The sequence below is a fragment of the unidentified bacterial endosymbiont genome, from assembly GCF_918797525.1.
GTDB lineage: Bacteria > Pseudomonadota > Gammaproteobacteria > Enterobacterales > Enterobacteriaceae > Enterobacter.
In genome coordinates this window covers 1,664,539-1,686,823 of the sequence record NZ_OU963893.1, presented here as the reverse complement: position 1 = coordinate 1,686,823, position 22,285 = coordinate 1,664,539, and the positions used below count along the sequence as shown (strand labels likewise).

General features: G+C 49.3%; 18 protein-coding genes, 1 tRNA gene and 2 pseudogenes. 8 read left to right on the top strand and 13 right to left on the bottom strand.

Annotation, left to right across the window (positions count from 1 at the left end; genetic code table 11):
- Positions 1 to 4: 4 nt before the first annotated feature.
- The 4 genes from NL510_RS08020 to NL510_RS08005 are packed head-to-tail and all read right to left on the bottom strand — an operon-like array spanning position 5 to position 3,453.
- The gene (locus NL510_RS08020; RefSeq protein WP_253383373.1) at positions 5 to 244 is read right to left on the bottom strand and encodes a hypothetical protein; all 240 of its coding nucleotides are present in this window, start codon (positions 242 to 244) and stop codon (positions 5 to 7) included.
- Position 245: 1 nt separating this feature from the next.
- Entirely contained in the window at positions 246 to 1,505 is a 1,260-nt protein-coding gene (gene sctD, locus NL510_RS08015; protein WP_253383371.1) for a type III secretion system inner membrane ring subunit SctD, read from the bottom strand.
- Between the two features lie 8 nt (positions 1,506 to 1,513).
- On the bottom strand, positions 1,514 to 3,019 hold the full coding sequence (locus NL510_RS08010) for an EscC/YscC/HrcC family type III secretion system outer membrane ring protein (RefSeq protein WP_253383367.1): 1,506 nt from the start codon (positions 3,017 to 3,019) through the stop codon (positions 1,514 to 1,516).
- Complete coding sequence (locus NL510_RS08005; protein WP_253383365.1) at positions 3,016 to 3,453, bottom strand: hypothetical protein; 438 nt, start codon at positions 3,451 to 3,453, stop codon at positions 3,016 to 3,018. The genes NL510_RS08010 and NL510_RS08005 overlap by 4 nt, the downstream gene beginning before the upstream one ends.
- A gap of 194 nt (positions 3,454 to 3,647) precedes the next feature.
- Between NL510_RS08005 and NL510_RS08000 the strand changes: the two genes are divergently transcribed.
- The 5 genes and pseudogenes from NL510_RS08000 to NL510_RS07980 form a co-directional block, all read left to right on the top strand.
- On the top strand, positions 3,648 to 6,065 hold the full coding sequence (locus NL510_RS08000) for a hypothetical protein (RefSeq protein WP_253383363.1): 2,418 nt from the start codon (positions 3,648 to 3,650) through the stop codon (positions 6,063 to 6,065).
- Between the two features lie 257 nt (positions 6,066 to 6,322).
- Complete coding sequence (locus NL510_RS07995; protein ID WP_253383361.1) at positions 6,323 to 7,195, top strand: hypothetical protein; 873 nt, start codon at positions 6,323 to 6,325, stop codon at positions 7,193 to 7,195.
- 147 nt (positions 7,196 to 7,342) lie between these two features.
- Complete coding sequence (locus NL510_RS07990) at positions 7,343 to 8,209, top strand: hypothetical protein (protein WP_253383358.1); 867 nt, start codon at positions 7,343 to 7,345, stop codon at positions 8,207 to 8,209.
- A gap of 213 nt (positions 8,210 to 8,422) precedes the next feature.
- A tRNA-Pro gene (locus NL510_RS07985) sits at positions 8,423 to 8,499 on the top strand.
- Between the two features lie 243 nt (positions 8,500 to 8,742).
- Positions 8,743 to 8,868 (top strand): annotated as a pseudogene (locus NL510_RS07980) (IS3 family transposase); the annotation flags it as partial.
- Positions 8,869 to 8,933: 65 nt separating this feature from the next.
- Here the strand turns inward: NL510_RS07980 and NL510_RS07975 are convergent.
- Together NL510_RS07975 and NL510_RS07970 are read right to left on the bottom strand one after the other, a co-directional pair.
- Complete coding sequence (locus NL510_RS07975) at positions 8,934 to 10,151, bottom strand: ADP-ribosyltransferase domain-containing protein (RefSeq protein ID WP_253383356.1); 1,218 nt, start codon at positions 10,149 to 10,151, stop codon at positions 8,934 to 8,936.
- 291 nt (positions 10,152 to 10,442) lie between these two features.
- The gene (locus NL510_RS07970; RefSeq protein ID WP_253383354.1) at positions 10,443 to 10,742 is read right to left on the bottom strand and encodes a hypothetical protein; all 300 of its coding nucleotides are present in this window, start codon (positions 10,740 to 10,742) and stop codon (positions 10,443 to 10,445) included.
- Positions 10,743 to 10,814: 72 nt separating this feature from the next.
- Between NL510_RS07970 and NL510_RS07965 the strand changes: the two are divergent.
- Positions 10,815 to 11,030 (top strand): annotated as a pseudogene (locus NL510_RS07965) (DDE-type integrase/transposase/recombinase); the annotation flags it as partial.
- A 182-nt stretch (positions 11,031 to 11,212) separates the two neighbouring features.
- Here the strand turns inward: NL510_RS07965 and NL510_RS07960 are convergent.
- From NL510_RS07960 to NL510_RS07945, 4 genes are all read right to left on the bottom strand, one after another.
- Positions 11,213 to 11,677 (bottom strand): outer membrane lipoprotein, encoded by a 465-nt coding sequence (locus tag NL510_RS07960; protein ID WP_253383352.1) that lies wholly within the window; start codon positions 11,675 to 11,677, stop codon positions 11,213 to 11,215.
- Positions 11,678 to 11,844: 167 nt separating this feature from the next.
- Complete coding sequence (gene arcA, locus NL510_RS07955) at positions 11,845 to 13,119, bottom strand: arginine deiminase (RefSeq protein WP_253383350.1); 1,275 nt, start codon at positions 13,117 to 13,119, stop codon at positions 11,845 to 11,847.
- 14 nt (positions 13,120 to 13,133) lie between these two features.
- Positions 13,134 to 14,651, bottom strand: a complete 1,518-nt coding sequence (locus NL510_RS07950) for an amino acid permease (RefSeq protein WP_253383348.1) — start codon at positions 14,649 to 14,651, stop codon at positions 13,134 to 13,136.
- 265 nt (positions 14,652 to 14,916) lie between these two features.
- A complete protein-coding gene (locus NL510_RS07945) occupies positions 14,917 to 15,177 on the bottom strand; it encodes a DUF2534 family protein (protein WP_253383346.1) in 261 nt (86 codons plus the stop codon).
- 204 nt (positions 15,178 to 15,381) lie between these two features.
- Here NL510_RS07945 and eco point away from each other — a divergent pair, with 204 nt between their 5' ends.
- On the top strand, positions 15,382 to 15,891 hold the full coding sequence (eco, locus tag NL510_RS07940; RefSeq protein WP_253383344.1) for a serine protease inhibitor ecotin: 510 nt from the start codon (positions 15,382 to 15,384) through the stop codon (positions 15,889 to 15,891).
- Positions 15,892 to 15,924: 33 nt separating this feature from the next.
- Here the strand turns inward: eco and mqo are convergent, their stop codons facing one another.
- Entirely contained in the window at positions 15,925 to 17,574 is a 1,650-nt protein-coding gene (mqo, locus tag NL510_RS07935) for a malate dehydrogenase (quinone) (RefSeq protein ID WP_253383342.1), read from the bottom strand.
- 188 nt (positions 17,575 to 17,762) lie between these two features.
- Here mqo and NL510_RS07930 point away from each other — a divergent pair, with 188 nt between their 5' ends.
- Entirely contained in the window at positions 17,763 to 19,043 is a 1,281-nt protein-coding gene (locus tag NL510_RS07930; protein WP_253384807.1) for a SulP family inorganic anion transporter, read from the top strand.
- Here NL510_RS07930 and mgtE read toward each other — a convergent pair.
- Together mgtE and NL510_RS07920 are read right to left on the bottom strand one after the other, a co-directional pair.
- Positions 19,006 to 20,442 carry a magnesium transporter gene (gene mgtE / locus NL510_RS07925; RefSeq protein WP_253383340.1) on the bottom strand — a complete coding sequence of 479 codons (1,437 nt, stop codon included), beginning with the start codon at positions 20,440 to 20,442 and terminating at the stop codon, positions 19,006 to 19,008. The genes NL510_RS07930 and mgtE overlap by 38 nt on opposite strands.
- Positions 20,443 to 20,597: 155 nt before the next feature.
- Positions 20,598 to 22,241, bottom strand: coding sequence for a multidrug ABC transporter permease/ATP-binding protein (locus NL510_RS07920; RefSeq protein WP_253383331.1), 1,644 nt, complete (start codon positions 22,239 to 22,241; stop codon positions 20,598 to 20,600).
- Positions 22,242 to 22,285: the final 44 nt, after the last annotated feature.

Genomic DNA, 22,285 nt, shown 5'->3' with positions numbered 1-22,285 from the left:
CCGATCACTTTCGTATTAATTTATGCCGCGCACGCGCGGTAACGGCATCAATAACATGCGAAGCCGATAATAATGCCTGCATTATAATTTCCTGATGCTCTCCGGGGATTTTTTTTTGCTCATTTATCGCTGTTACTATGATATCCTGTAACAGGAAAGAATATTCTCCAGAGAAATCACTCATTAATCTCTCACTACTCTCAGTTATATCACCTATGATATTAACAAAAGCATTATTTTCCATATTACAACCCTAGCGGTAGATGTAATAACCCCCCGCGTTTTGAAAGTTCGATACCGTTAATACTGTCGATATTTGCGATTTGATACCCACCAGGTAAAACGGCCCCCTTCTGTAAACGTGTGCCATCCTGCAGGATGACATAAGGAAACTCGCTGTTGCCACCGACGCTAACAATAGGGGCCGGGAAGATCCCTAATGCACTTGAGCTGGTGTTGATATTTTGATAAACAATTTCCTGCGTTCCCGGAAAAGTGCGCATATGATCGCGGATCAAACTGTATAATGCGTCACGATCCCGGTTATTAAGGTGGCCACTGACGACAATACGCTCATCGACACGCTGAACGCTTAGCATAGGCAGTAGCTCAGACTTTCGCAGCGCATTAATTAAGTCAACCAGCTCTTTATCATTCACTGATTTCACTGTCCACGAACGCAGGCCCTGCACGTCATTCAATAAATTAACCACCTGCTGCCAGCGATGATCTTCTTCCACTTCGCCGCTGATGATCACTTTGCCGGGCGTCTTATCCATGTACGCTAAAACCCGATCAAATCCGTTAAGCTGCAGTACATCCGTTACGTTTTTTATCAGACGGTCATCGCACACTGCATCCAGGGCATAATTAATGTTGTTACTTTTAAATAACGCCAGCACGGGCTGCAGATTCTTTTCGCTCTTGCATTGGCCCGATATTTTTACCACTCCATTTTTTTGCCAGTTGAAGTTTATTCCCTCTAAAGACGTCTTCTTTTGGAACTCCGTGACCTTTTTTTGTACCTCAGCGTAGGATAATATTGCATCAACTTCAGGCTGAGCGCGGTTAACCCAATACACTGAGCCACCCAGTACAGCAATGCTTACCACCGCCAGCAAAAGGGCAATCTTTTGGAACACTTTGCTACCAGCAGCCTGGATGGTAACGTCTTGTCGCCGTGCCACTGCCACAACAGGATCCAGGCTGCTCTCTGTCTCGCCAAGTGCAAACTGCACGCCAGCAATATCAAGACACACCCCTTGCGGCAAATATTCTCCGGCTTCGAGAGTTTGTCCAACGCCATCACACCACAGTTTCCCCGCTGCCGGTAAACTCACGCCCTGGCTACCGACCTCAAAAACTATCTCCGTTGCATCGCCTTCCAGCAAAGCCACATACACGTCGCAATCGCCCGAGCCGATGCTAAACGGACCTTCCCTCAGGAACAGTTCACGCCCCGCCAGTGGCGGATTCAGAAATTTAATTTTGTAGATGTAATCCATTACGCGCCTCAGATCTTAAGTGGTACAGCTTTGATTAAAAAAAGGCGCACAGTTTGTATCTTCGTTTTTTCTTTGCTTTTGAACAGATTGCCAATCCCCCAGATATCGCCTAAGAAAGGGATCTTGCGTTCGGTAATAACATCCTGATCCTGAATAAAACCGCCGAGCAGGAGGCTTTGTCCACTTTTCAACGTTGCCTGTGTATCAATTTCTGAGTTCTGCACCTGCGGCATACCGTTGGCGCCAGGCCCAGACGTCTGCTGGCTTCCATCCTGAATGCTTAAGAACAACAACACTTCAGCAATTCCTGTCCCGTCTTTTACCACGCGCGGCGTCACTTGCATTAAGGTACCGCTGGTGACAGAGGCGAGCTGTGCCACTTTTTCGCCCACCAGTTTGGTATAAAAGGTCGTATTTTTATCCAGTACCGCCTGGACGTTATTTAAGGTCACCACGGATGGCTGAGATAGCACTTTGGCCTGCGATTTTTGCTCCAGCGCGCTAACGCGCACCATGAAATCACTGGCATCGGTAATGACCGAAGTCGCGTAGCCCCCAGCACTGGATAAATTGGTATTTAACTGCAGATTCATGCCGCCGATATCTGCATTCGCAGCCCAGTCAATACCCAATGCCCCAAGATCTTCGGCATTGACATCAATAATAGATACCGTAATTTCAATCGCATCCTGGCGATGATCCAGTTGTGAAATCAATCTTTGGTACATGGCCATGTTGGCATCACGATCGCGAACAACCACCGCATTTTGCCGCGGGTCAGCAGAGAATGTCGGCCCGCTGCTTTCGGTCTGCTGTTGCGCAGCGGTGAGCTGCGTTGGCGTGGCACCATTATTAACGGCCTGGGAGTTGTTCATTTGTTGCAGCACGGTCACAACCCCAGGAATAACCACACTCTGGTCGCGATACTGATAGGTAACATCCGTTGCTGAAGCGTATTTCAGCGGAAATACCTGAACGTCTTCTTTTTGTTGGTCCACCTGTGCCATGTTACGCGATGAAATACTGAGTTGGTTCGCAATCTCAGTGATGCGCTTAATGCACTCCGGAACCCCGTAGATCTCAAATGATTGTGAACCGCCAATCTGGCGTACCTGGCATGTTCCCTTCGCAAGTACGCCAGTCTGGCGTAGATATTGTTTAAGCTGGTCGCGCGTATCAAACTCTGGTGTAATAACAGAAGAGACTATCTCACTATTTTTATACACATAAAGTGCTTTACCGTCATAATACCAAACCAGATTATACGTACGCCCGAGCATATCCAGTTGCTGCTCCGGTGTTGCTTTATCAAAACGACCAATAAAAACGTCATGAATCAGCGGGCTGGTCACAACCGCCACGCCATAATTTGCGCCAAAATCTTTCAATAACTCGGTCACAGGCATACCGTGAGTCATCACAAAAAAAGGCGACCCTTTCCAGTCAAGCACAGCCGCTAATGATGACTCAAGCGGCATCAGAAGCAGCGTAAGTGATAAAATCCAGTTTTTCATACCAGACCGTTTTTTGCCATGTAAAATGAATTCAACTGCTTATCATTTTTCATGACATTCTGTAATTGTTTCTGAAGGCGTCGACCAAGCAGCGTGGCTACCGCAATTTGCTCATGCACCTTACGACGTAACGCACTAACAGGATACTGATCGGTAAAGCGTTGAACCAACCACCAGGCATCATTGCGTTGCATAACCCCATAATGCCAACCCTCATTTGCCGCCAACAGGACGCCACAGCAGTTAACCCAGCGAAAAATGAGTTCTTTTGCCGGGGTCGGTAACTTGACCAGCAACAACCACGCTTCGGTGTTGCATTTAATGACTTTCCCGGACAAAAAACTTATTTGAACATTAAAGCTATTATGTTCTTTAACATCACTCATTTTTGGAGCCAAGAAGATCATTTCGGGAATATCTTGCCACGTTGCCATTGCGCTTTCCTTACGTCTCTTATTATTGTGCAAGAGTCGCAAAACAGCCCCTCAAAATCAATAAATGGCATTACACACATACAAGTCCAATAATAGACCCGCACACCTTTAAAAAAAGGTATTGTCCTTTATCATCACTTTAAATACCATATTCTCTGTAAAAATTCCTTCGTTAATTATTTATGGAGCTAGTTATGACAACTACTATTGGTTTGCAATCGACGTCAAGCCCCCGTAATACAGAACATGCTAGTTCTTCTCGTATTACGAGTCAAAATAAAAATGATCATCCCCAAGCCACTAATAACATAGGAATGACCGTTCGGAAATATGACTGCAAAGCAAGATCACCTGTTCTTACACAAGGCTTTAGCATTGAACTGAAAAACGCTGTTTCAGGAGTAATTTCTGATAAGGGGCGTAATCAAATTAATAATCCCGATTTCGCTGATAATTTGACTACTGCTGTAACCAGAAATTTTGAGGGTATAGGTTCGAATTTAGCTAACAAACCCGCGAATATGGAAGCCGTTACAAATAATGTTATTAATAATTTAGGTGATAGTCCGGAGCTTACTAGTCATTCAGTGCAAATTCTGGCTTCTGCATTTGCTGATGGTGGTGGAACAACGAATGCTTCGAAAGAAATTTCAAGACAGAACGGCGGTGTCAGATCTAAACCAGCGGGCGATACCGCTAACGCAGTAGCTTCACAGACTGGAAGTGAGATTCCTAAGGGTCCTGGCTACGTCAAAAAGATAGCCGAAGACCTTAAAAAAGCGGGTCTGTTCGCCAGTACCGTAAACTCAGAGCCTAAAGCTGCCGCTAAAGAATCAGAAAGTAAACCGACCAAAAGTTTAGCAGATAGACCTCTTCCAGAGATTCCTAAATCTGCTAAAGATCAGAGATCAACATCTGATGCAAGTGCACAAAAAGAAAGAGAACTTGATGATGAAATTGAGCGTATCCTAAAAGCTCAAACAATGTTTGAAATTAGCAAAAAACTTTACGAATCAGGTCAAGCAGACGGCATCAATGTCATGAAGAATGATGCTCCTGAATCTCAAACACCTAAAGAAGTTCAAGAGACGATACGTTTTTTTAATGAACAGCTTGTAAACCACGACGTTGACATAGCCACATCTTCACAATACCAACATGCCGAGCAAGATACTTCTTATTTATTAACTCGACCTGATAATTTAAATGAAGTAAGAGTTAATGATGAGACCTCTCAATTAGGACAAGCACAGTTAGAGAATGTGCGTGCTTTAACTTCTGGCAATGGTGGTTATTTACCTGGTGGGTTAGATGTCGATTCTGATTCTCTTGATTCTGATTCTGATTCTGATTCTCTTGATGGAAATATGGGTCATGTCTCTGGTAATGGAGAGGTCGGTAACTCTTCTAATGAGGGAGAGGTCGCAAATATTACTGATGATCAGAACGTTGATAGCAGCACCCAGACCGCGACCGCTAAGTCAGTTGAAGCCAAAGAAGCCAAACATACACACCGGATGTCTGATAGCATGTTCCTTGCTATTTTCGGCCTGGTATCTGTCGTCACGGGTGCATTGGTCAGTGCGCTGGGTGCGATATTAAAACAGGACGGCGGTTCCACGGAAACGGATGCATCCGAACAGTTAAGCGATTTGCCCGCTGAATTGGATGATGCAATTGATAGTCTGGAACAAGATGCAGCAGCTGAAGCAAAAATGAGCGAAGCGCTGGATAAACTTGCTGATAAATGCGATAACAGCGCGGAGAAGATGAACCAGTTCGCCGATATGCTGAATAATGAAAATGAGAAGATTAGTCAGGATGTTGCGCAGAAGGCTTATGATGCCAAACTCGCTGCCGCAGAAGCAGAAGCGTATAAGGATCCGAATAATCAACAGATGACGATTGATGATTCCGGTAATGTTATTTCAAACGGTCAGTTGACGGAGGCTGCCAAAGCTGAGTGTGAAATAGAAGCAAAAGTTGCTGCAGCACAGGCCGAAAAAATCACTGAAAAAGCGTTAAATAACACAGCCCAACGGATCAATACCCGGGCTGGCGAAATCAGCCAGGCAGGCAATACCCTTCATAAACTCAGCGCTGATGCCAGCGCATACAGTCAAAACGCCGAGGCGGTATCCGAGAAGCTGGGTACAGTGAAAGAAAGTGTTCAAAACTATATAAATGAACAAACAACGGTGACTCAACCAGGTATTTCACAGTCGGCATTCATTGGAATGGAAACATTCGGGGCTATCTCTATGGCAGTCTCTGTTCCTCTTTTCGCTAAACTTGCTCTCAACACTCGCCATAACAAGCAGGCAGAAAAACTCGCTAAAGCACAAGCGGAGCAGGTTGAAAATGCCGAAGTAGTCCACGCAGAGCAGGGGTCAGATGCCGAAGCAACCCAAGCGGCACAGGTAGGAGATGTCGAAGCAGTGGATGAGACTGCTGACCCTGATGCTCTTCGCACGCCAGACGTTCAGAATGCAAGGGCAGGCCAGGACGCAGACAGCGTGATAGATTTTCCACAACTACCGCCGGTGGATGATATGCTGGGGGAAGAGGACAATAGCTCTGTACGACCACAGAGGACGGCAGCGTTAGCATAAACAGCACTTTTCCTGTTTTCATTAGCTAATATTTACATCCTGCCAGACTTAAAGTCTAATCATATAGAATACCCGAATAGTTGGGTATTCTATAGCTGACCCCCCCTACCGATTACCATGCAGAGATTAATACACATCATTGATACCAGAATTGGACTTCCCTACCCTTGCTACTCTGTGAGAGCATAGATTATATCCCTTTCAATCATTAACCCTTATTGTCTGACCATTTAGCGTTGCTAATTGAGGAGTAAAATATGACAACTATTATCGGAAATATGAACCAGCAACTTGCGAACGCTAGTTCTTTGCATCAGGATGCTTTAACCGCAGCTCGACGTGATGGTGCACACATACAACAATATGTGAGTAAAAGTGATCTTAATAGCTTACAAAAATGCATAAAGGAACGTGACAAACAGGGAAATAAAGTTAGTCACAGTGATATATCGTTCTTAAAAGATTTGCGGACAGTCATCAGAAATCAAAATAGTAGTATAACCGAGACTAAGATCAACAAACTTAATAAAATTATTAACAATGCAATCAAAATAAAATCCGAAGAAGCTAAATCATATGAGCGAATTCTGAAGAGCATGGTTGAACATAAAACCGCTACAGAAACTGTCACTAACCTCAACACAAAAATTCATATTCGTAAATCGCAGTTGAACGCACGATTAAATAATATTGATCCTCGTAATGATCCTTATATTACATCGTTAAAAAACAAGTGCCTTGACCCTAATGCCAGTATAACATTAAAGAGAAATGCTGCAGAAGCTGCTGTTGGGCATCTGAAGAGAGAAAGTACTTATAAATCCGTAGAATCTACAGGTCGTTTTGAAAGGACACACACAATACAAAAACGGAAAGATAATAATCTTCCTGGGCACGATGCATGGCACGACTGCTTAACAGACGCGAAAGAAATTATTGCACTTGAAAAAAGTGTTGAACGTATTAATAAAAATATAACCAATACACACAATTTAATCAGTGCAGAATTTAAGAAGTTTGAAATTGGATATAGTACTGAAAACTTAGAATATCTCAGAGATGCTGGAGTAAAACCAAGCCGAGAAAATTTAAGTCAATATTTAAAGAGTAGTCAAAAAACGCATTTGTAATTTAAACCCAACTTAATTTAATGGTTAGGCTATTTGAATAAATAGCCTAACTTTTTGATACTCTACGATATTAATCAGATTTATTGACTACATAGCTCCGAAATGAATTATATAACAGCAACAGATTATCATTCAGGATAACCATACATGCCAAACACAGAATACTATAAAGAGATTCGATCACTCATCGAACTTTCCGCAAAAGAAGATATTGATAAAAGTGAGATATTTTGGGCGATAGCCGACAGCGGCACCGCAGTAATCGATACCCTGACCAGCCTGCCCGTACTGACTACCTCCACGACGATCATTAAAGAGCTTCACAGCTTAATCAATAACCATCCCGTCACGCCGGTGCCAAACCCATGGTTTGTCTGGAACCAACATGATGACAGCCCCAGCCTGGAAACGATCAAGTATATAAAAAAGCGCGGCTATGTTTCAGCGGCGTCTTCGGCTATCGCCATTGCCAGCGCAGGCGGTTCTTTGGTCACATGTATAGATGTCGGTACCGTCGGCCAGGGAGGCGCGGCCTGTGCATCGACGATGAGGCATCTGGCCGGCCTGCGGGATATAGCGGCGAAATATAAAGAGAGTGCGACCATTCAGGCGTGGCTTGATGTCATCATCACCCTGAAAAATCTCAAACTGGCAGTACGGGGAGGACAGGTCAGCTTCGCTTTTTTATCTGCCATCCCTGCTTTATCTACAGCCTTTTCCATCATCGGTAGTTCCTTAAGCTCGGCGGCAAAATTAGGGATTAGTTTTAAATACTCCAATGTCTGTCGTTTTACCGCGATGGATTTACACTGGCGGGCTATGCAAGAAACGATTCTCCTGGAAACGCTCGGACAGGGAAACAAGAAAGCGTCTGGCCCTGCCAGGGAGATCCTCTTTGAATTATTTGAACGAAAAGGATTAACCGGTTTCGTCTGGGGTAAGCATCAGGTTGATAAATTAATTAAAGAGCCAGGCGGCTGGATGGCGATTGCGGATAAATTACTGATTATTTGAATCATCTAATTCCTTTACGATGTTGAAACTCTCATTTTTCCCGGCCACTTGAGCACCTGGCACATTGAACATATCACCGCTTTTTAAACTCGGTATGCATACAGGACAGGGTAGCCGGGAAAGGATTTCTCGCTAACTGGCTAATATTAAACCAGTTAGCGTCGTGTTCTTCTTGCATTCGAAGCGGAATCGAGTAGTATTCTTTACATGCATCGGCACGTAGCGCAGCCTGGTAGCGCACCGTCATGGGGTGTCGGGGGTCGGAGGTTCAAATCCTCTCGTGCCGACCAAAATTATCCCAACGTTTTGTCTAGTGAAGTTCAGAGAGAACCTTAAAAAACAGTTTAAACAGTAGGTTGTTGAAACCTGCTGTTTTTTTATTGTCTTGAACCGCCCCGGTAATCCTGGAGACTACACTCTTTGAGAGAGGTAACCAGGATGACAAAACATAACCGATTTCCCTCTGAACGCATGGTTCTGGAAAACCAGGACACCTACAACTCACAATGTGTTGCTATCTGCTCCGTTGCCTCGTCAGCCGGGAAATCATGCGAACGACGGTATTTAATTATATTGAGTGCGATTGCACTCGGTGGCGTCGGTACAGTGCCTGTGGTGGACTTAGCCCGGAACAATTTGAAAACCAGAACCTCACTTAGGGCTGTGTCCACAGTACGTGGGTAGGATCAGCTTCATCGCTAACTTTACAACAGTGCACTTTTAGTTAATAGGGCAGGGGCTGCGCCTTGTCACCCTTTGTGACTTCCTCTAATGTGACATTGTAGGTATTCGACGCTACTCTGGATACGGCTGTAACTTTGAAATTCGCCAGCGGGGAATACAGCCTTTCGCCCTCATCATTTTCAAATGACAGGCCACCCGGGACGGATAACCCGTTGCTGCTATTTCCTTTCACCTTGAATATAACTTTTTCACTATCCGGGCTACGTTTTGCAAAATCGCTGGCAACATTTACATGTCTGGATGTGGAGAAGAATTGCCCAAGGTTGTACACAGTTTCTGTTTTGTTCTGTTTATCTGCATCGAATCGTGAAATTAACTTATTAATCCCACTCGGTGTAATTCCCTGGCCGCGGTAAGTTGTAATATTTTTTCCTGTCGGGGTGTACCATGCTTTAGCACCCGTTTTCACCAGTTCGCTCAGATTGCTACAATTTGTCTTGATAGTAGATTCAAGAACCTTATTACCACGGCTAAAAATCTCATATCCATGAACCCTGCGGTATTCTTCAACGACTTTATTACCGCTCACTTTTCCCGCTGAGGGAGCGTTACTAAATTGATGGCGTGCCTCAACATTGATTGCTTTGAATCCCACATTACTTTGGTATATCATGGAAAATTCCTGTCGAGCCTTATGGTTTTTTTCATCAGCTTTTTTCGCATCGGTTTCAATTTTAGCAAATTTGTCTATTTTTTTCTCTATGCCATATTTTCTCGCCTCGATATCGTCAATTTTCTTATCATACCCGGCGACCTCTTTTTTTAGCTCATTAACCTCACTCAAGGCACTATCAATTTTTGACTGTAACGTATTTATCACCATTCCGGCAGATACTTTACTCCCTTCAGCATTGACCATTTTGACTGCGGCTTCGCGCTCAGTCTGATAACGATTACCATGAAAAGTATTTTTAAAAAAATTACTAGCCTGACCGTATTTGAAATGATCATTTTTCAGACGTACAGAGGCATCCTCACCATGTTTTGCTGAGACTGACTGAAGACTTTTAAGTAATGACTGATTACCGGCAATACTTTTGTTATGTGCGGTAATAGATTTGTTTAGTTTAGTTACGCAATTTCTGATATCTGAGAGGTTTTGCGATAGGTCGTTTTTAAGCTTGCTTAATTTGCTCCGCTCTTGCCGTATGTCATTCATAGGCACTATGGTATTATTTTTAATAGAATTTATTGGCATTTATTTTCCTCGTTGTTGAGTACATAAATATTGTTAACATATGAGTTCACTAAGGATTATAAGATTGCAGATTTTAAGATTGAGGGCTTTCAAAAAACGATTTTTAGTCACATATGACAGGCGGCAGAAAGTAGCTGAGAGGATATATTGGATAAACAGGTCATTTGATGAGCAATTTACAGTTTTGCCCTTTCGGTAGGCGCAGTACCGTAAGGTTCGCCATCAAGAAAAAGAAGTAAGGCATCATACATCTGCCTGGGGGTTGTTAACCTCGAGACCGAGCCCTGACGATTATTCACCGGACTTAATTTCCCGGATGCTGCTCAAATCAAGACGGTTTGCACTCCAGACACCGCTTCCGACCGCAGCGCCAGTGGACTTTCTGAAGCGCAGACCGCATTCACTGACCCACCAGGTGCCGGTTTCCCGCAACCTGTCTTCGCGGGGCTGGTAGCATTCGGTAATGATACCCACATGCGTCATTGACTGCCGGTTTTTCTGTTGAGTGACGTGAGTGGCCTTATCTGACGCACCGGCATCCGTTCCGGCGCGGTACTGAGGCAGGATCTCAGTGGAGACCAGCGGAGGCATGTTGCCAGGTGCCCTGCCCGGTTCTGTCGCGTTAAGAAATGGTCGGGTAACACACTGTTTTTTTATTACGATCGCAATCTTGAGGAGATGCTGGCCGAGCGTGGAATGAATGTCGATCACACCACGATTTACCGCTGGGTCCAGCGCTACGCACCGGAAATGGAAAAACGACTGCGCAGGTACTGGCGTAACCCTTCCGATCTTTGTCCGTGGCACATTGATGAGACATACGTTAAGGTCAATGGTCGGTGGGCTTATCTTTACCGGGCAGTCGACAACAGAGGTCGACAATGGAAAAGTGAGCAAATTTCATAAGCCCATATTTTATTGCATCTGGATAGGCATATTTATCATAGAAATAATTTTTAAATACCTATAAATTCATACCGTTGAATGAACTATTCCAATCCTCTCGTGCCGACCAAAATCTTTTCAAAACCAGCCTCACGGCTGGTTTTTTTATATCCTCCTCAGCGCGGCGAAACGGTCACCTGCCCGCCTGTGGAAGAGATGGCGACGCGCTGTCCGGCTGAGAATCGCGTGGTTCCCTGACGTTGAACAACAACAATGCTTCTTCCGTCATCTAAGCGGATTTCAAGCTCTACCCCCTGCACCCGATTCATTCGTGACTGAGCCGCCTGGCCAGTAAGCCCGCCCGCGACAGCACCTGTCGCCGTGGTTAAACGACGTCCTGACCCTCCCCCTACGGTGCTACCGGCCAGGCCACCCAGCACGCCACCCGCGACTGCGCCCAGCGCATTATTGTCGTCACCGGCCTGAATTTGTACCGGGCGTACAGAGACCAACGTCCCGAACTGGACCTGCTGCACCCGCCCGGAAGCGGAGGCCGAATGGACGTCACCAGAAAGGCTGCTGGTGCTTGAGCAGCCCACCAGAGCAAATGCGAACAGTGTGAATAAAATCCTTGAGTTCATATACGCACCTTGATTTCAGAAGGTTAATCATGGTCTGCAAATGCCCTGATAACACGGACAGTTTTCCATTCAGGTTTTTTCATCTCCCGGATTGGCGTTTTTAACCGGGGTCGTCCGGCAAATATGTCGCAGCCGCCCGGGACATTTATTAGCATCCCTCGTAGCGATCAATAGTCGACAGGGTCGCGGATAATAGGACAGGTCATACAGTGCCCGCCGCCTCTGCCACGGCCTAATTCACTGCCGACGATCTCTATTACTTCAACCCCCTCCTTACGCAGTTGGGTGTTGGTTTTGGTATTACGGTCATAGGCCATTACCACCCCCGGAGAAAGCGCCACCATATTATTTCCGCTATCCCACTGCTGGCGCTCGGTGTCATAGTCATTACCTTCCGTTTCCACCACCCGCAGTTTTTTAAGATGTAAGGCATCCGCGACGGCATCAACGAAGTTATCGCTGTCACGGCTTAACTTCATTCCCGTAGGCCCGCTATCAGGACGTAGCGAAAAGGTCTTAATTTGATTCACGATAGCCGGATAGAGCGTGACAACATCACGATCGCAGAAGGTAAATACGGTATCCAGGTGCATTGCCGCGCGTAGCTTCGGCATGGCAGCAATCATCACTCTTTCAACGCCCGACTGGCTATCGGCAAAAAGTCGACTGGCCAGTTGGGTGATGGCCTGGTGCGATGTCCTTTCGCTCATACCAATCAGCACCGTTTTGTTGCCAATGGGCATGACGTCTCCCCCTTCCAGGGTCGCTGTGCCATGGTGGACGGTTGGGTCCCCCCACCAGACCTTCACCTTGTCTGGCCCAAAATCAGGGTGGAATCGGTAGATTGCGGCGGTGAGCAGGGTTTCTTCATGTCGCGCGGGCCAGTATAACGGGTTGAGCGTCACCCCGCCGTAGATCCAGCACGTTGTATCCCGCGTGTAGAGGGTATTCGGCAGGGGCGGCAGAAGATATTCAGTGATCCCTACCGCCTCACGAATCAATTGAAGTTCTTCATGGTCGGCATACCCCTGCTGAGCCAGTTCGGTGGTTGAAAGACCGCCAATGAGCACTTCCGCCAGCACCCTCGGCGCCAGGCCGTCGAGGTAACTGCGCGTTTCAGTCAAAATGCCCAGGGAGACTTCATTGGGCACTATTTGCTGGTCCAAAATCCATTTTCTGGCCTCAGGCTGGGTTAGCGTTTCTGCCAGAAGGTTGTGCATTTCCACGACCTCAACGCCTTTTTCTCGCATCTTGGTCATGAAATCAAAGTGATCTCTTTTCGCCCTCTCAACCCACAGGACATCATCAAACAGCAATTCATCGCAATTACTTGGCGTCAGTCGGTTATGCGCTTTACCCGGTGCGCAAACCATCACCTTGTGCAATTTCCCCACCTCGGAATGCACGCCCAGCGGATGACCTTTATTTACATGATCTGGCATATTTTATTCCTCGTTCAAATGGTAATTGCACCGGTTGCTAAACTGTAAATTGCAAACAGCGCCGCAATCATGACCACCACAAAAATGGCTAACTCAACAGAGGTAAACGCCTTCGCTTTTTGCTCGCGTTTCGCCAGAAGATATAAAATTGTGCCGGGCCCGTAGATAATGGCCGACAAAAGTAAATACTTCATTCCTCCGGCGTAGATCATCAGCAGCGAATAGAAGGTGGCAACGGCGGCAATAATGAGATCTTTTTGTCTGGCTGAAGGGGTTAGTTCATAACTTTCTCTTGTCCAGGCGAGCTTTAACCCATATGCCGCGACAAGGAGATACGGTATTAACGTCAGAGAGCTGGTCAGTTCCAGTGCAAGCTGGAAGGCATAGTCGCTCAGCAGGGTGAGCAGCAGGAAGACCTGAATCGTGATGTTGGTCAGCCACACGGCGGCGTAGGGAACCGCATTTGTATTTTCCCGGGCGAACAGGCTCGGCATGCTTTGACTTTTTGCTGCGCTGTACAAGACCTCGGCAGCCAGCAGCGACCAGGAGAGATACGCCCCCAGTACCGAAATCAGCAGCCCGACGCTGATGAAAATTGCCCCCCAGCGCCCTACCACCGCTTCAAGCACGCCCGCCATTGAAGGCTGGCGCAATCCGGCTAAATCCGGACGGAGCAATACACCGTAGGAGAGCATAGTGATCATCACCAGCAGGCACAGTACGCCAATAAAGCCCAGCACAGTCGCCACCCCAACGTGGCTACGTTTTTTGGCATATCGCGAATAAATACTCGCCCCTTCAATGCCTAAAAAGACAAATACCGTCACCAGCATTGTACTGCGCACCTGGCTGAACAACGATTCCGGTGATTCCGCTGGCGGCAGATGGGTTGCCGCGTGGCCGGCATAACCAAACTCATCAAGATGATGTAAATCCATCATCAAGGCGGCAGGTTGCGCCGGTGGCGTTCCCCAGAAGTTTTGCATAAAGGTTTCATTATTAAAGGCAAAAATTAAAACGACGATAAATAAAATGATGGGAACTATTTTTGCAACCGTGGCGATGGTGTTAATGGAAGCGGCGCCTTTTACACCGCGCAGCACAAGGAAATGGAATCCCCACAGGAGTGCTGAAGCGAACAATACCGCCAAAAGGGTATTACCATCGCCAAATACCGGGAAAAATGCGCCGAGGGTCGATTTTATCAACACGAAATACGAGACGTTCCCGATACAGGTTCCGGCCCAAAAACCTAAGGCCGAGGTGAATCCGAGATAGTGACCAAAACCCGCCTTTGCATAGATGAATACCCCGGAATCCAGATTCGGCTTACGTTCTGCAAGCGTCTGAAATACAAAGGCAAGCATTAACATCCCCCCACCAGCAATACACCAGGCAATGATTGCCCCCAGCACACCGGTGGCCCTGCCGAATGTTGCAGGTAAGGAGAATATCCCTGCGCCAATCATGGAGCCGACGACCAACGCCGTCAGTGACCATTGCGATAACTTATTTTCGGTTGAGCCTTCCATATCGTTCCTTTTTCAACATTCATCAGAGGACATGTTCGAATTAAAACTGATCCAAAAGGAGCCTTTAAAAGCTTAGTCCCTGTCATTTATTTTTCTGTTTTATTTGCATGAAATCATGCTTTCGCAGCGTTGAATTAACGGCGATGTATTTACCGTGAGTAGTTAACTGATTATTTTAATTGAAGATAGTGTAATTAACGATGCTGACGCGCGGCAGAAATAACAAACCAGCCCGCAGGCTGGTTTGTTTAAGGCAGTAATGGATTTAGCGCTTTTCGCGCTCACCCAGGAAGTAAATCCCCAAAGGGATGGCAAGCAGAACGGTAAATACCAGGCTGTACACGCAGATCATCGCCGATTGCAGAACATACATACTGGTCGTCCACTCAGATAGTGGAATATTGTACTGCTCAATCACCCCGACAATGGTTGCCCGCCCAACGCATGCGGCAGCAATCATAAATACAACCAGCAGCGCTAACAGGAACTTGCGGCCTTCAGGTGTTTTCAGTTTTGCGCGAACCATGTCTCTCGTCCCTTTACAGATGAATAACATTAACAAGCGCATAAAATAACACGATCGCCTGCAGGACTCCAATATGGCGCGATCCACGCATAAACACGGTCACAGGCAGTTTATTCCTCGGTACAATTTGAAAAAGTGAGTAAATCACGCTAAGGCGCGATCGACGTTATGCTAATCTCACCTTGAACGTTTTGACATAAAGGAATGACTGTGAAAAACGCACCTAAATTTGCCATCGCTATGATTGCCGCCGCCTGCTTCAGCAGCAGCGCTTTCGCTAATGAAACGCCAAAAGAGCAGCCGCTGGAAAAAATTGCCCCTTATCCGCAGGCGGAAAAAGGGATGAAGCGCCAAGTCATTCACCTACCGGCCCAGCAGGATGAAGCGAATTTTAAAGTGGAATTGTTGATCGGCCAGACGCTGGAAGTGGACTGTAACCTTCATCGCCTGGGCGGTCGGCTGGAGACCAAAACCCTGGAAGGCTGGGGATACGACTACTTTGTCTTTGATAAGCTGACATCCGGGATCTCGACCAAAATGGCCTGTCCGGACGGTAAGAAAGAGAAGAAATTCGTCACCGCATTTCTGGGTGAAAACAGCCTGATACGCTACAACAGCAAGTTGCCAATCGTGGTGTTTACGCCTGATAATGTTGATGTGAAATATCGCGTGTGGAAGGCGGATGAAGCTGTCGGACAAGCGGTCGTTCGTTGATAAAAAGCCGGGCGCTCACCCGGCCTTTATCCATCAGAGCGCGATACCCGCCACCGGTTTGTTTTCCGGCTGTGGCTTCAGTTCAGCTTTTGGCGCAGCCTCTGCCGCCTGCGGTTTAACGTATTGCAGTTGCAGTACGCGGCTGGTGTATTCCAGCTCCCGCTCTGTGGCATCGACATTGCCGTTCAGCTTTGTACCATAAGAAGGAATAATGGTTTTCAGTTTCGCCTGCCATTCCGGGCTGGCGACTTTATCTTTGAACACTTTTTCCATCAGGTGCAGCATGATTGGCGCAGCGGTAGACGCGCCGGGCGATGCGCCCAGCAGCGCGGCGATAGTGCCGTCTTTATCACTCACCACTTCGGTACCCAGACGCAGCACGCCGCCCTCTTTCGGATCGCTTTTGATTATCTGTACGCGCTGGCCCGCCTGCCACAAACGCCAGTCCTCTTTTTTCGCCTGCGGATAGTACTCTTTCAACGCCTCGAAACGGTCGTCATCTGAGAGCATCACCTGGCTTATCAGGTATTTCACCAGATCGAAGTTATCCAGACCGACATCCATCATGGGCATAACGTTAGAGGGGGTGGTCGCGCTCAGCAGGTCCCACAGGGAGCCGTTTTTCAGGAACTTAGTCGAGAAGGTGGCGAACGGCCCGAACAGCACTACGCGTTTACCGTCCAGCATACGCGTATCAATGTGTGGAACAGACATCGGTGGCGCACCCACGGAGGCCTGACCATACACTTTCGCCAGATGACGGTTAACCACCTCCGGGTTTTCCGAGACCAGGAACTGTCCACCAACCGGGAAGCCCGCGTAGTCGTCCGCTTCAGGAATACCAGATTCCTGCAGCAGCTTCAGCGCCGCGCCGCCGGCGCCGATAAAGACAAACTTCGCCTTAATGACGCGTTCGGCCTCATTGTTTTTCAGGTCGGCAACGGTGACGCTCCAGCTGTTATCCGCGTTGCGCTTGAAACCGCGCACCTCGGTGCTGAGCTGCAGCGTAAAGTTCTCTTTTTTCTTCAGACCAGCCACCAGCTGACGGGTGATTTCACCGTAGTTGACGTCAGTACCAATCTCCGTTCGGGTGGCCGCCACTTTCTGGTTCGGGTCGCGCCCTTCCATGACCAGCGGCGCCCACTCTTTGATCCGGGCGTGATCTTCAGAGTACTTCATACCGCGGAACAGGGTGCTCTGCTGCAGCGCTGCATAGCGTGCGCGCAGGAAGTTAACGTTCTGGTCGCCCCACACAAAGCTCATGTGCGGTACGGTGTTAATAAAAGTGTGCGGATCGTGCATCACGCCGCTGTTGACCTGGTGAGACCAGAACTGGCGAGAAATCTGGAAGGCTTCGTTGATCTCAACCGCTTTCTCGATACTAATGGAACCGTCCTTTTTCTGTGGCGTGTAGTTCAGTTCCATCAGCGCCGAATGCCCGGTACCGGCGTTGTTCCAGCCGTTAGAGCTCTCCTGTGCCACGCCATCCAGGCGTTCGACCATGGTCATTGACCAGTCTGGCTGCAGTTCTTGTAGATAGGTTCCCAGAGTGGCGCTCATGATGCCGCCGCCAATTAAAAGGACGTCCGTTTCCTGCTCTTTTGGTGCGTCTGCTTTCGCCGCCATAGAGACGGTATTCAGCCCCACAGCCAGAGAAAAGAGCATGGCAGTCATTTTTTTCATAATTTATGCCTTAGTTAAATAACGCTGATGCGTGGAAATTGCAGGTGAGAAAAACTGCGGAGGGCACGGTAGCAATTTTTAAATAGGGTTAAAAGGTTAAATAATTATTGTAATTGTGAAATTTAATGATGGATTGTTTGTATGGGATAACACCACGTCGCTGGCAATGGACGGTTTTTCTGGCTACTATGCTGCACTTTGTGATCGCGCGCACGGAAGCCTGCCCTAACCAGCGAACTGTTATGTCATTACCTCATTCTTCTGAAGGCCACGTCGCCACGGTATTACGCTCACCGCACCGGCTGATGCGGGAAACGCTGGCGGGCGTGATTACCGCACTGGCGCTTATCCCCGAAGTGATCTCCTTTTCCGTGGTCGCAGGCGTTGACCCGAAAGTCAGCCTGATTGCGTCGGTGGTGCTGTGCCTCACGCTGTCGCTCCTCGGCGGTCGTCCGGCGATGGTGACCGCAGCCGCCGGTTCTGTTGCGCTGGTGATTGGCCCGATGGTGCATCAGCACGGTGTGCAGTACATTTTGCCCGCCGTACTGATGGCCGGGGGTATCCAAATTCTCTTCGGCGTGCTGGGGATGGCGCGGCTGATGCGCTTTATTCCCCAGTCGGTAATGACCGGGTTTGTTAACGCCCTCGGTATTTTGATTTTCTTTGCCCAGGTGCCCCATTTCTGGAGCCGTAGCCCGCTGATTGTCGGCCTGTTCGTCCTGACGCTGCTGATTGTGCTATGGGTGCCGCGCTACATCAAAAGCATCCCCTCCCCCCTGATTGCGATTGTGGTGTTGACGCTGTTCACGGTGACCAGCGGGCAGATCCTGCCCACGGTCGGGGATGAAGGTTCGATGGGCGGCGGTCTGCCTGGCCTGACGCAACTGCTGGTGCCCCTGAATCTGCAGACGTTGAGCATCATCTGGCCGTGCGCGTTAAGCATCGCCTTTGTTGGCCTGCTGGAGTCCCTGCTGACGGCAAAACTGGTGGATGAACTGACCGTAACGCCATCGAGCAAACGCCGGGAGAGCATCGGCCTGGGTGTGGGTAACATTCTGGCCGGACTTTATGGCGGTATTGCAGGCTGCGCGATGATTGGACAAACCATTGTCAACGTGGAGATGGGCAAAGGCAGAAGCCGTATTTCAACCGTTGCGGCAGGGGTTGTACTGCTGGTGCTGGTGACGGCACTGAGCGAAGTGATGGCCAAAATCCCCATGGCCGTGCTGGCGGGGATCATGGCCATTGTCGCCTTCAAAACCTTCAGTTGGCATAGCCTGAAGCCTGCAATAGTGAAGGGTGCGCCGGTCGCGGAAACCGTTGTCATGCTGGTCACCGTTGCGGCAACGGTGTCAACCGGCAACCTGGCCATTGGCGTGCTGGGCGGGATCGTCGTCATGATTGTGCTGCCCGCCCGGATTAAGCGTCGGGCTAAAGCAGAAAAACCGTTGCCAGACCAAGAAAAATAAAGAAACCGCCGGTATCAGTGATGGCGGTAATCATTACGCTCGACCCCACCGCGGGGTCGCGTCCCAGTTTGGTCATCGTCAGCGGGATGATCACCCCCATCATCGACGCCACCAGCAGGTTGAGCACCATCGCCAGCATCATCACCCCACCCAGCGCCATATCGTCGTACAGCCACCAGGTGATAGCGCCCATAATGCCGCCCCATACCAGACCGTTAATCAGCGCGACGCCCATCTCTCTGAAGATCAGAAACGCAAAATTACCCGGCTGTATATTCTCCAGCGCCAGGGCGCGGACGATCATGGTAATGGTCTGGTTGCCGGTGTTACCACCAATCCCCGCCACGATGGGCATCAGCGAGGCCAGGGCCACCAGCTGTGAAATGGTATGTTCGAAGCCATCGATGACGCGCGAGGCAATAAACGCGGTACAGAGGTTAATGGCCAGCCATGCCCAGCGGGTTTTAACCGCCTTGCCAACGGAAGCGTGAACGTCGTCTTCCGCGCTGATCCCGCCGAGCGCACGTAAGTCGTTATCGGTCTCTTCGTAGACCACATCAACGATCTCATCGATGGTCAGACGCCCCATCAGTTTGCCCACAGAATCTACCACCGCGGCGCTGACAAGGTCATCACGTTCAAAGGTACGTGCCGCTTTTTCGGCATCATCTTCCGGGGAGAAAACCATCGGCTCGGTTTCCATTACCTCGCTCACCCGCCGCTGGGTGCTGTTCAGGAGAATGGTTTTCAGCTCCAGCTCGCCGAGCAGGGTTTTATCCCGGGCGGTGACAAACAGCTTATCGGTGTTATCCGGCATACTGCCCAGACGCCGCAAATAGCGCTGCACCGTGCCGAGGGTGACGTCCGGGCGCACGGTGATAACGCCGAACTCCATGATCGCGCCAACAGTGTTTTTCTCGTAGTCCATTACCTGGCGCACCCGCGCGCGTTCTTCCGCCGGCAGCGAGGCCAGCAGGCGTCCCGTCAGGTTGCGCGGCAGGTGTTGAACAAGGTAGATCTGCTCATCGATATCCAGCGTCTGTAGCGCATCAAGAATATCCCGGTCGCTCATCTCATCAATCAGATCGTCCCAGACGTTCTCGGATGCTTCCAGCAGGACCTGTCCACGTTCGTGATCCTCTACCAGACGCCACAGGGCGTGGCGTTCTTCAGAAGGCAACGCTTCCAGGGTGTCCGCCAGGTCAGGCGGGGGTAAATGAGCGACCAGCGCACCTACCTCAGCAATATCGTCGGCCAGGGTACCGACATCATATTGCTCAGCCAGGGTCAATTTACCTAATAGCGTGGAGGTTACCGCTTTATCCGTGGTGAGAAGCCAGATGAGACGCGCACGCTCCTGGTCACGCTGCCGTGCGCTGTTTTTCTTTAATAACGACATCAATCATAAATCCATAAGATGAGATGACATCAAGCATAGCGCGGGTATATGTAAATAAGAATATACAATGCGGTGGGATGAAGAAAAAAGCCGCGAATTGGCGGGAAATTATGCCCTCTCCTGCCCGGATTGAGGAGAGGGACTGGTCTCAGACATCAGGCCGTGCGTGCCACCGCATCGCGGGATGCCGCAGCGCGCTCCGCGCCGGTCAGTTCGCTCAGCTTGCCGTCGCGCATCTCCAGCAGGCGATCTGCGTGGATGAAGTAGTGATCGTCGTGGCTGATAGCAAAGATGGTTTTCCCCATCTCCTGCATCAGCGGCAGCAGCACCTGATAAAATTCACGGCGGAAATGCGGATCCTGATCGGCCGCCCACTCATCCAGCAGGATGATGTCTCGCTCCTCTGCCAGCGCCAGCAGCAGCGCAACGCGTTTTTTCTGCCCTTTCGAGAGCTTGAGATTGAGGATTTTCCCGTCCTGCAACGCGAGCTTATGCGACATCTGCAAATGCGAGAGCCATTTATCCACCAACGCCGGACGGGCCTGTTGGCCTTCTGGCCCCAGCAGTTGCTCAAAGAGCCAGACGTCGGTGAACACGGCAGAGAAGAGTTTGCGATAATCTTCCGGTTTTTCTGCGCTCAGCGGCTGTCCATCCAGCAGAATTTCACCCGACTGCGGCTGGTATAGGCCGGTTAGCAGCATCGCCAGGGTCGATTTTCCACTGCCATTGCCGCCGATCAGGAACACCAGTTCACCGCGATGAAGGGTCAGATTAACCGGCCCAACGGAAAATGCGTTGTCCTGATACTGGAACATGACGTTACGCAGTTCCAGCGTTTGCCAGTTCGGGAATGTCTGTGGATGCGGGAACTCGGCCCTGAACGGCGCAAGGTCGAATTTCTTGAGCTTGTTAAATGCCACCTGGGCGCTCAGCAGGGTTGGCAGTGCGCCCACGGCGGAAAGCAGCGGGGTACGTAAAAAGAGCAACGTCAGCGAATAGGTCGCGGCCACGTTGGTGTCGGCCCAGCCCAGGCTGTTTGCCATCCAGAACACCAGGCCGATGGCGCCCAGCATCATGATGTTCGACCAGTTCACCGCGCTCAGGTGGAATGTATCCGCGCGAATAATGTGGTGGCGATATTCCCGGGCATCGGGAATATAGAGGTTGTTAAAGATATACTCAGCGCGCTCGCGGTTTAGCGTTAGCTCTTTACGCCCTTCCAGCACCGTCTGGTAGTCGTTATACAGTTTGTCTTCGGTTTCACGCAGCACCGCCATATGTTTATAGACGCGTGATACCAGCATGAACCCACCCCAGATGGTGATCACAATCCACAGCGCGGTCACCGCCAGCATTTTGGTGGAGAGCCAGGCGAGATAACCCGCCGAGCCGAAGGTCAGAATGATCCCCTGTACCAGCTCCGGCAGACGAACAAAGGCGATGGTAATGGCCCGGACGTCGCTGGTCAGCCCCGCCAGCAGCGAGGCGCTACCGAGTTGCTCAACGCGTTCCACCTGGGTGTCGAGGATCCGCTTGATAAATTCACTGCGCAGACGAAACACAAAATGATGGCCCAGCGCCGTCAGGGCCAGCTGTGAGCCCAGCGTGACCGCCATCAGCAGCAGAAGCAATCCCAAAAATTCCGGCAGCACGGACAGAGAGGAATCAACCATTTCAATCAAACGCACGTTGATGAACGCAATCAGGCCAATGCCCAACGCCGCGCTGGCAAGGCTGAGCGCCATTACCGCAATAAAGGGCCAGCGATACTGACGCCAGACAAGGAGGAGTAGTTGCATGCAAAGCAATCCAGGCAGTAAAAATCAGCCAGCAGTGTAAACTG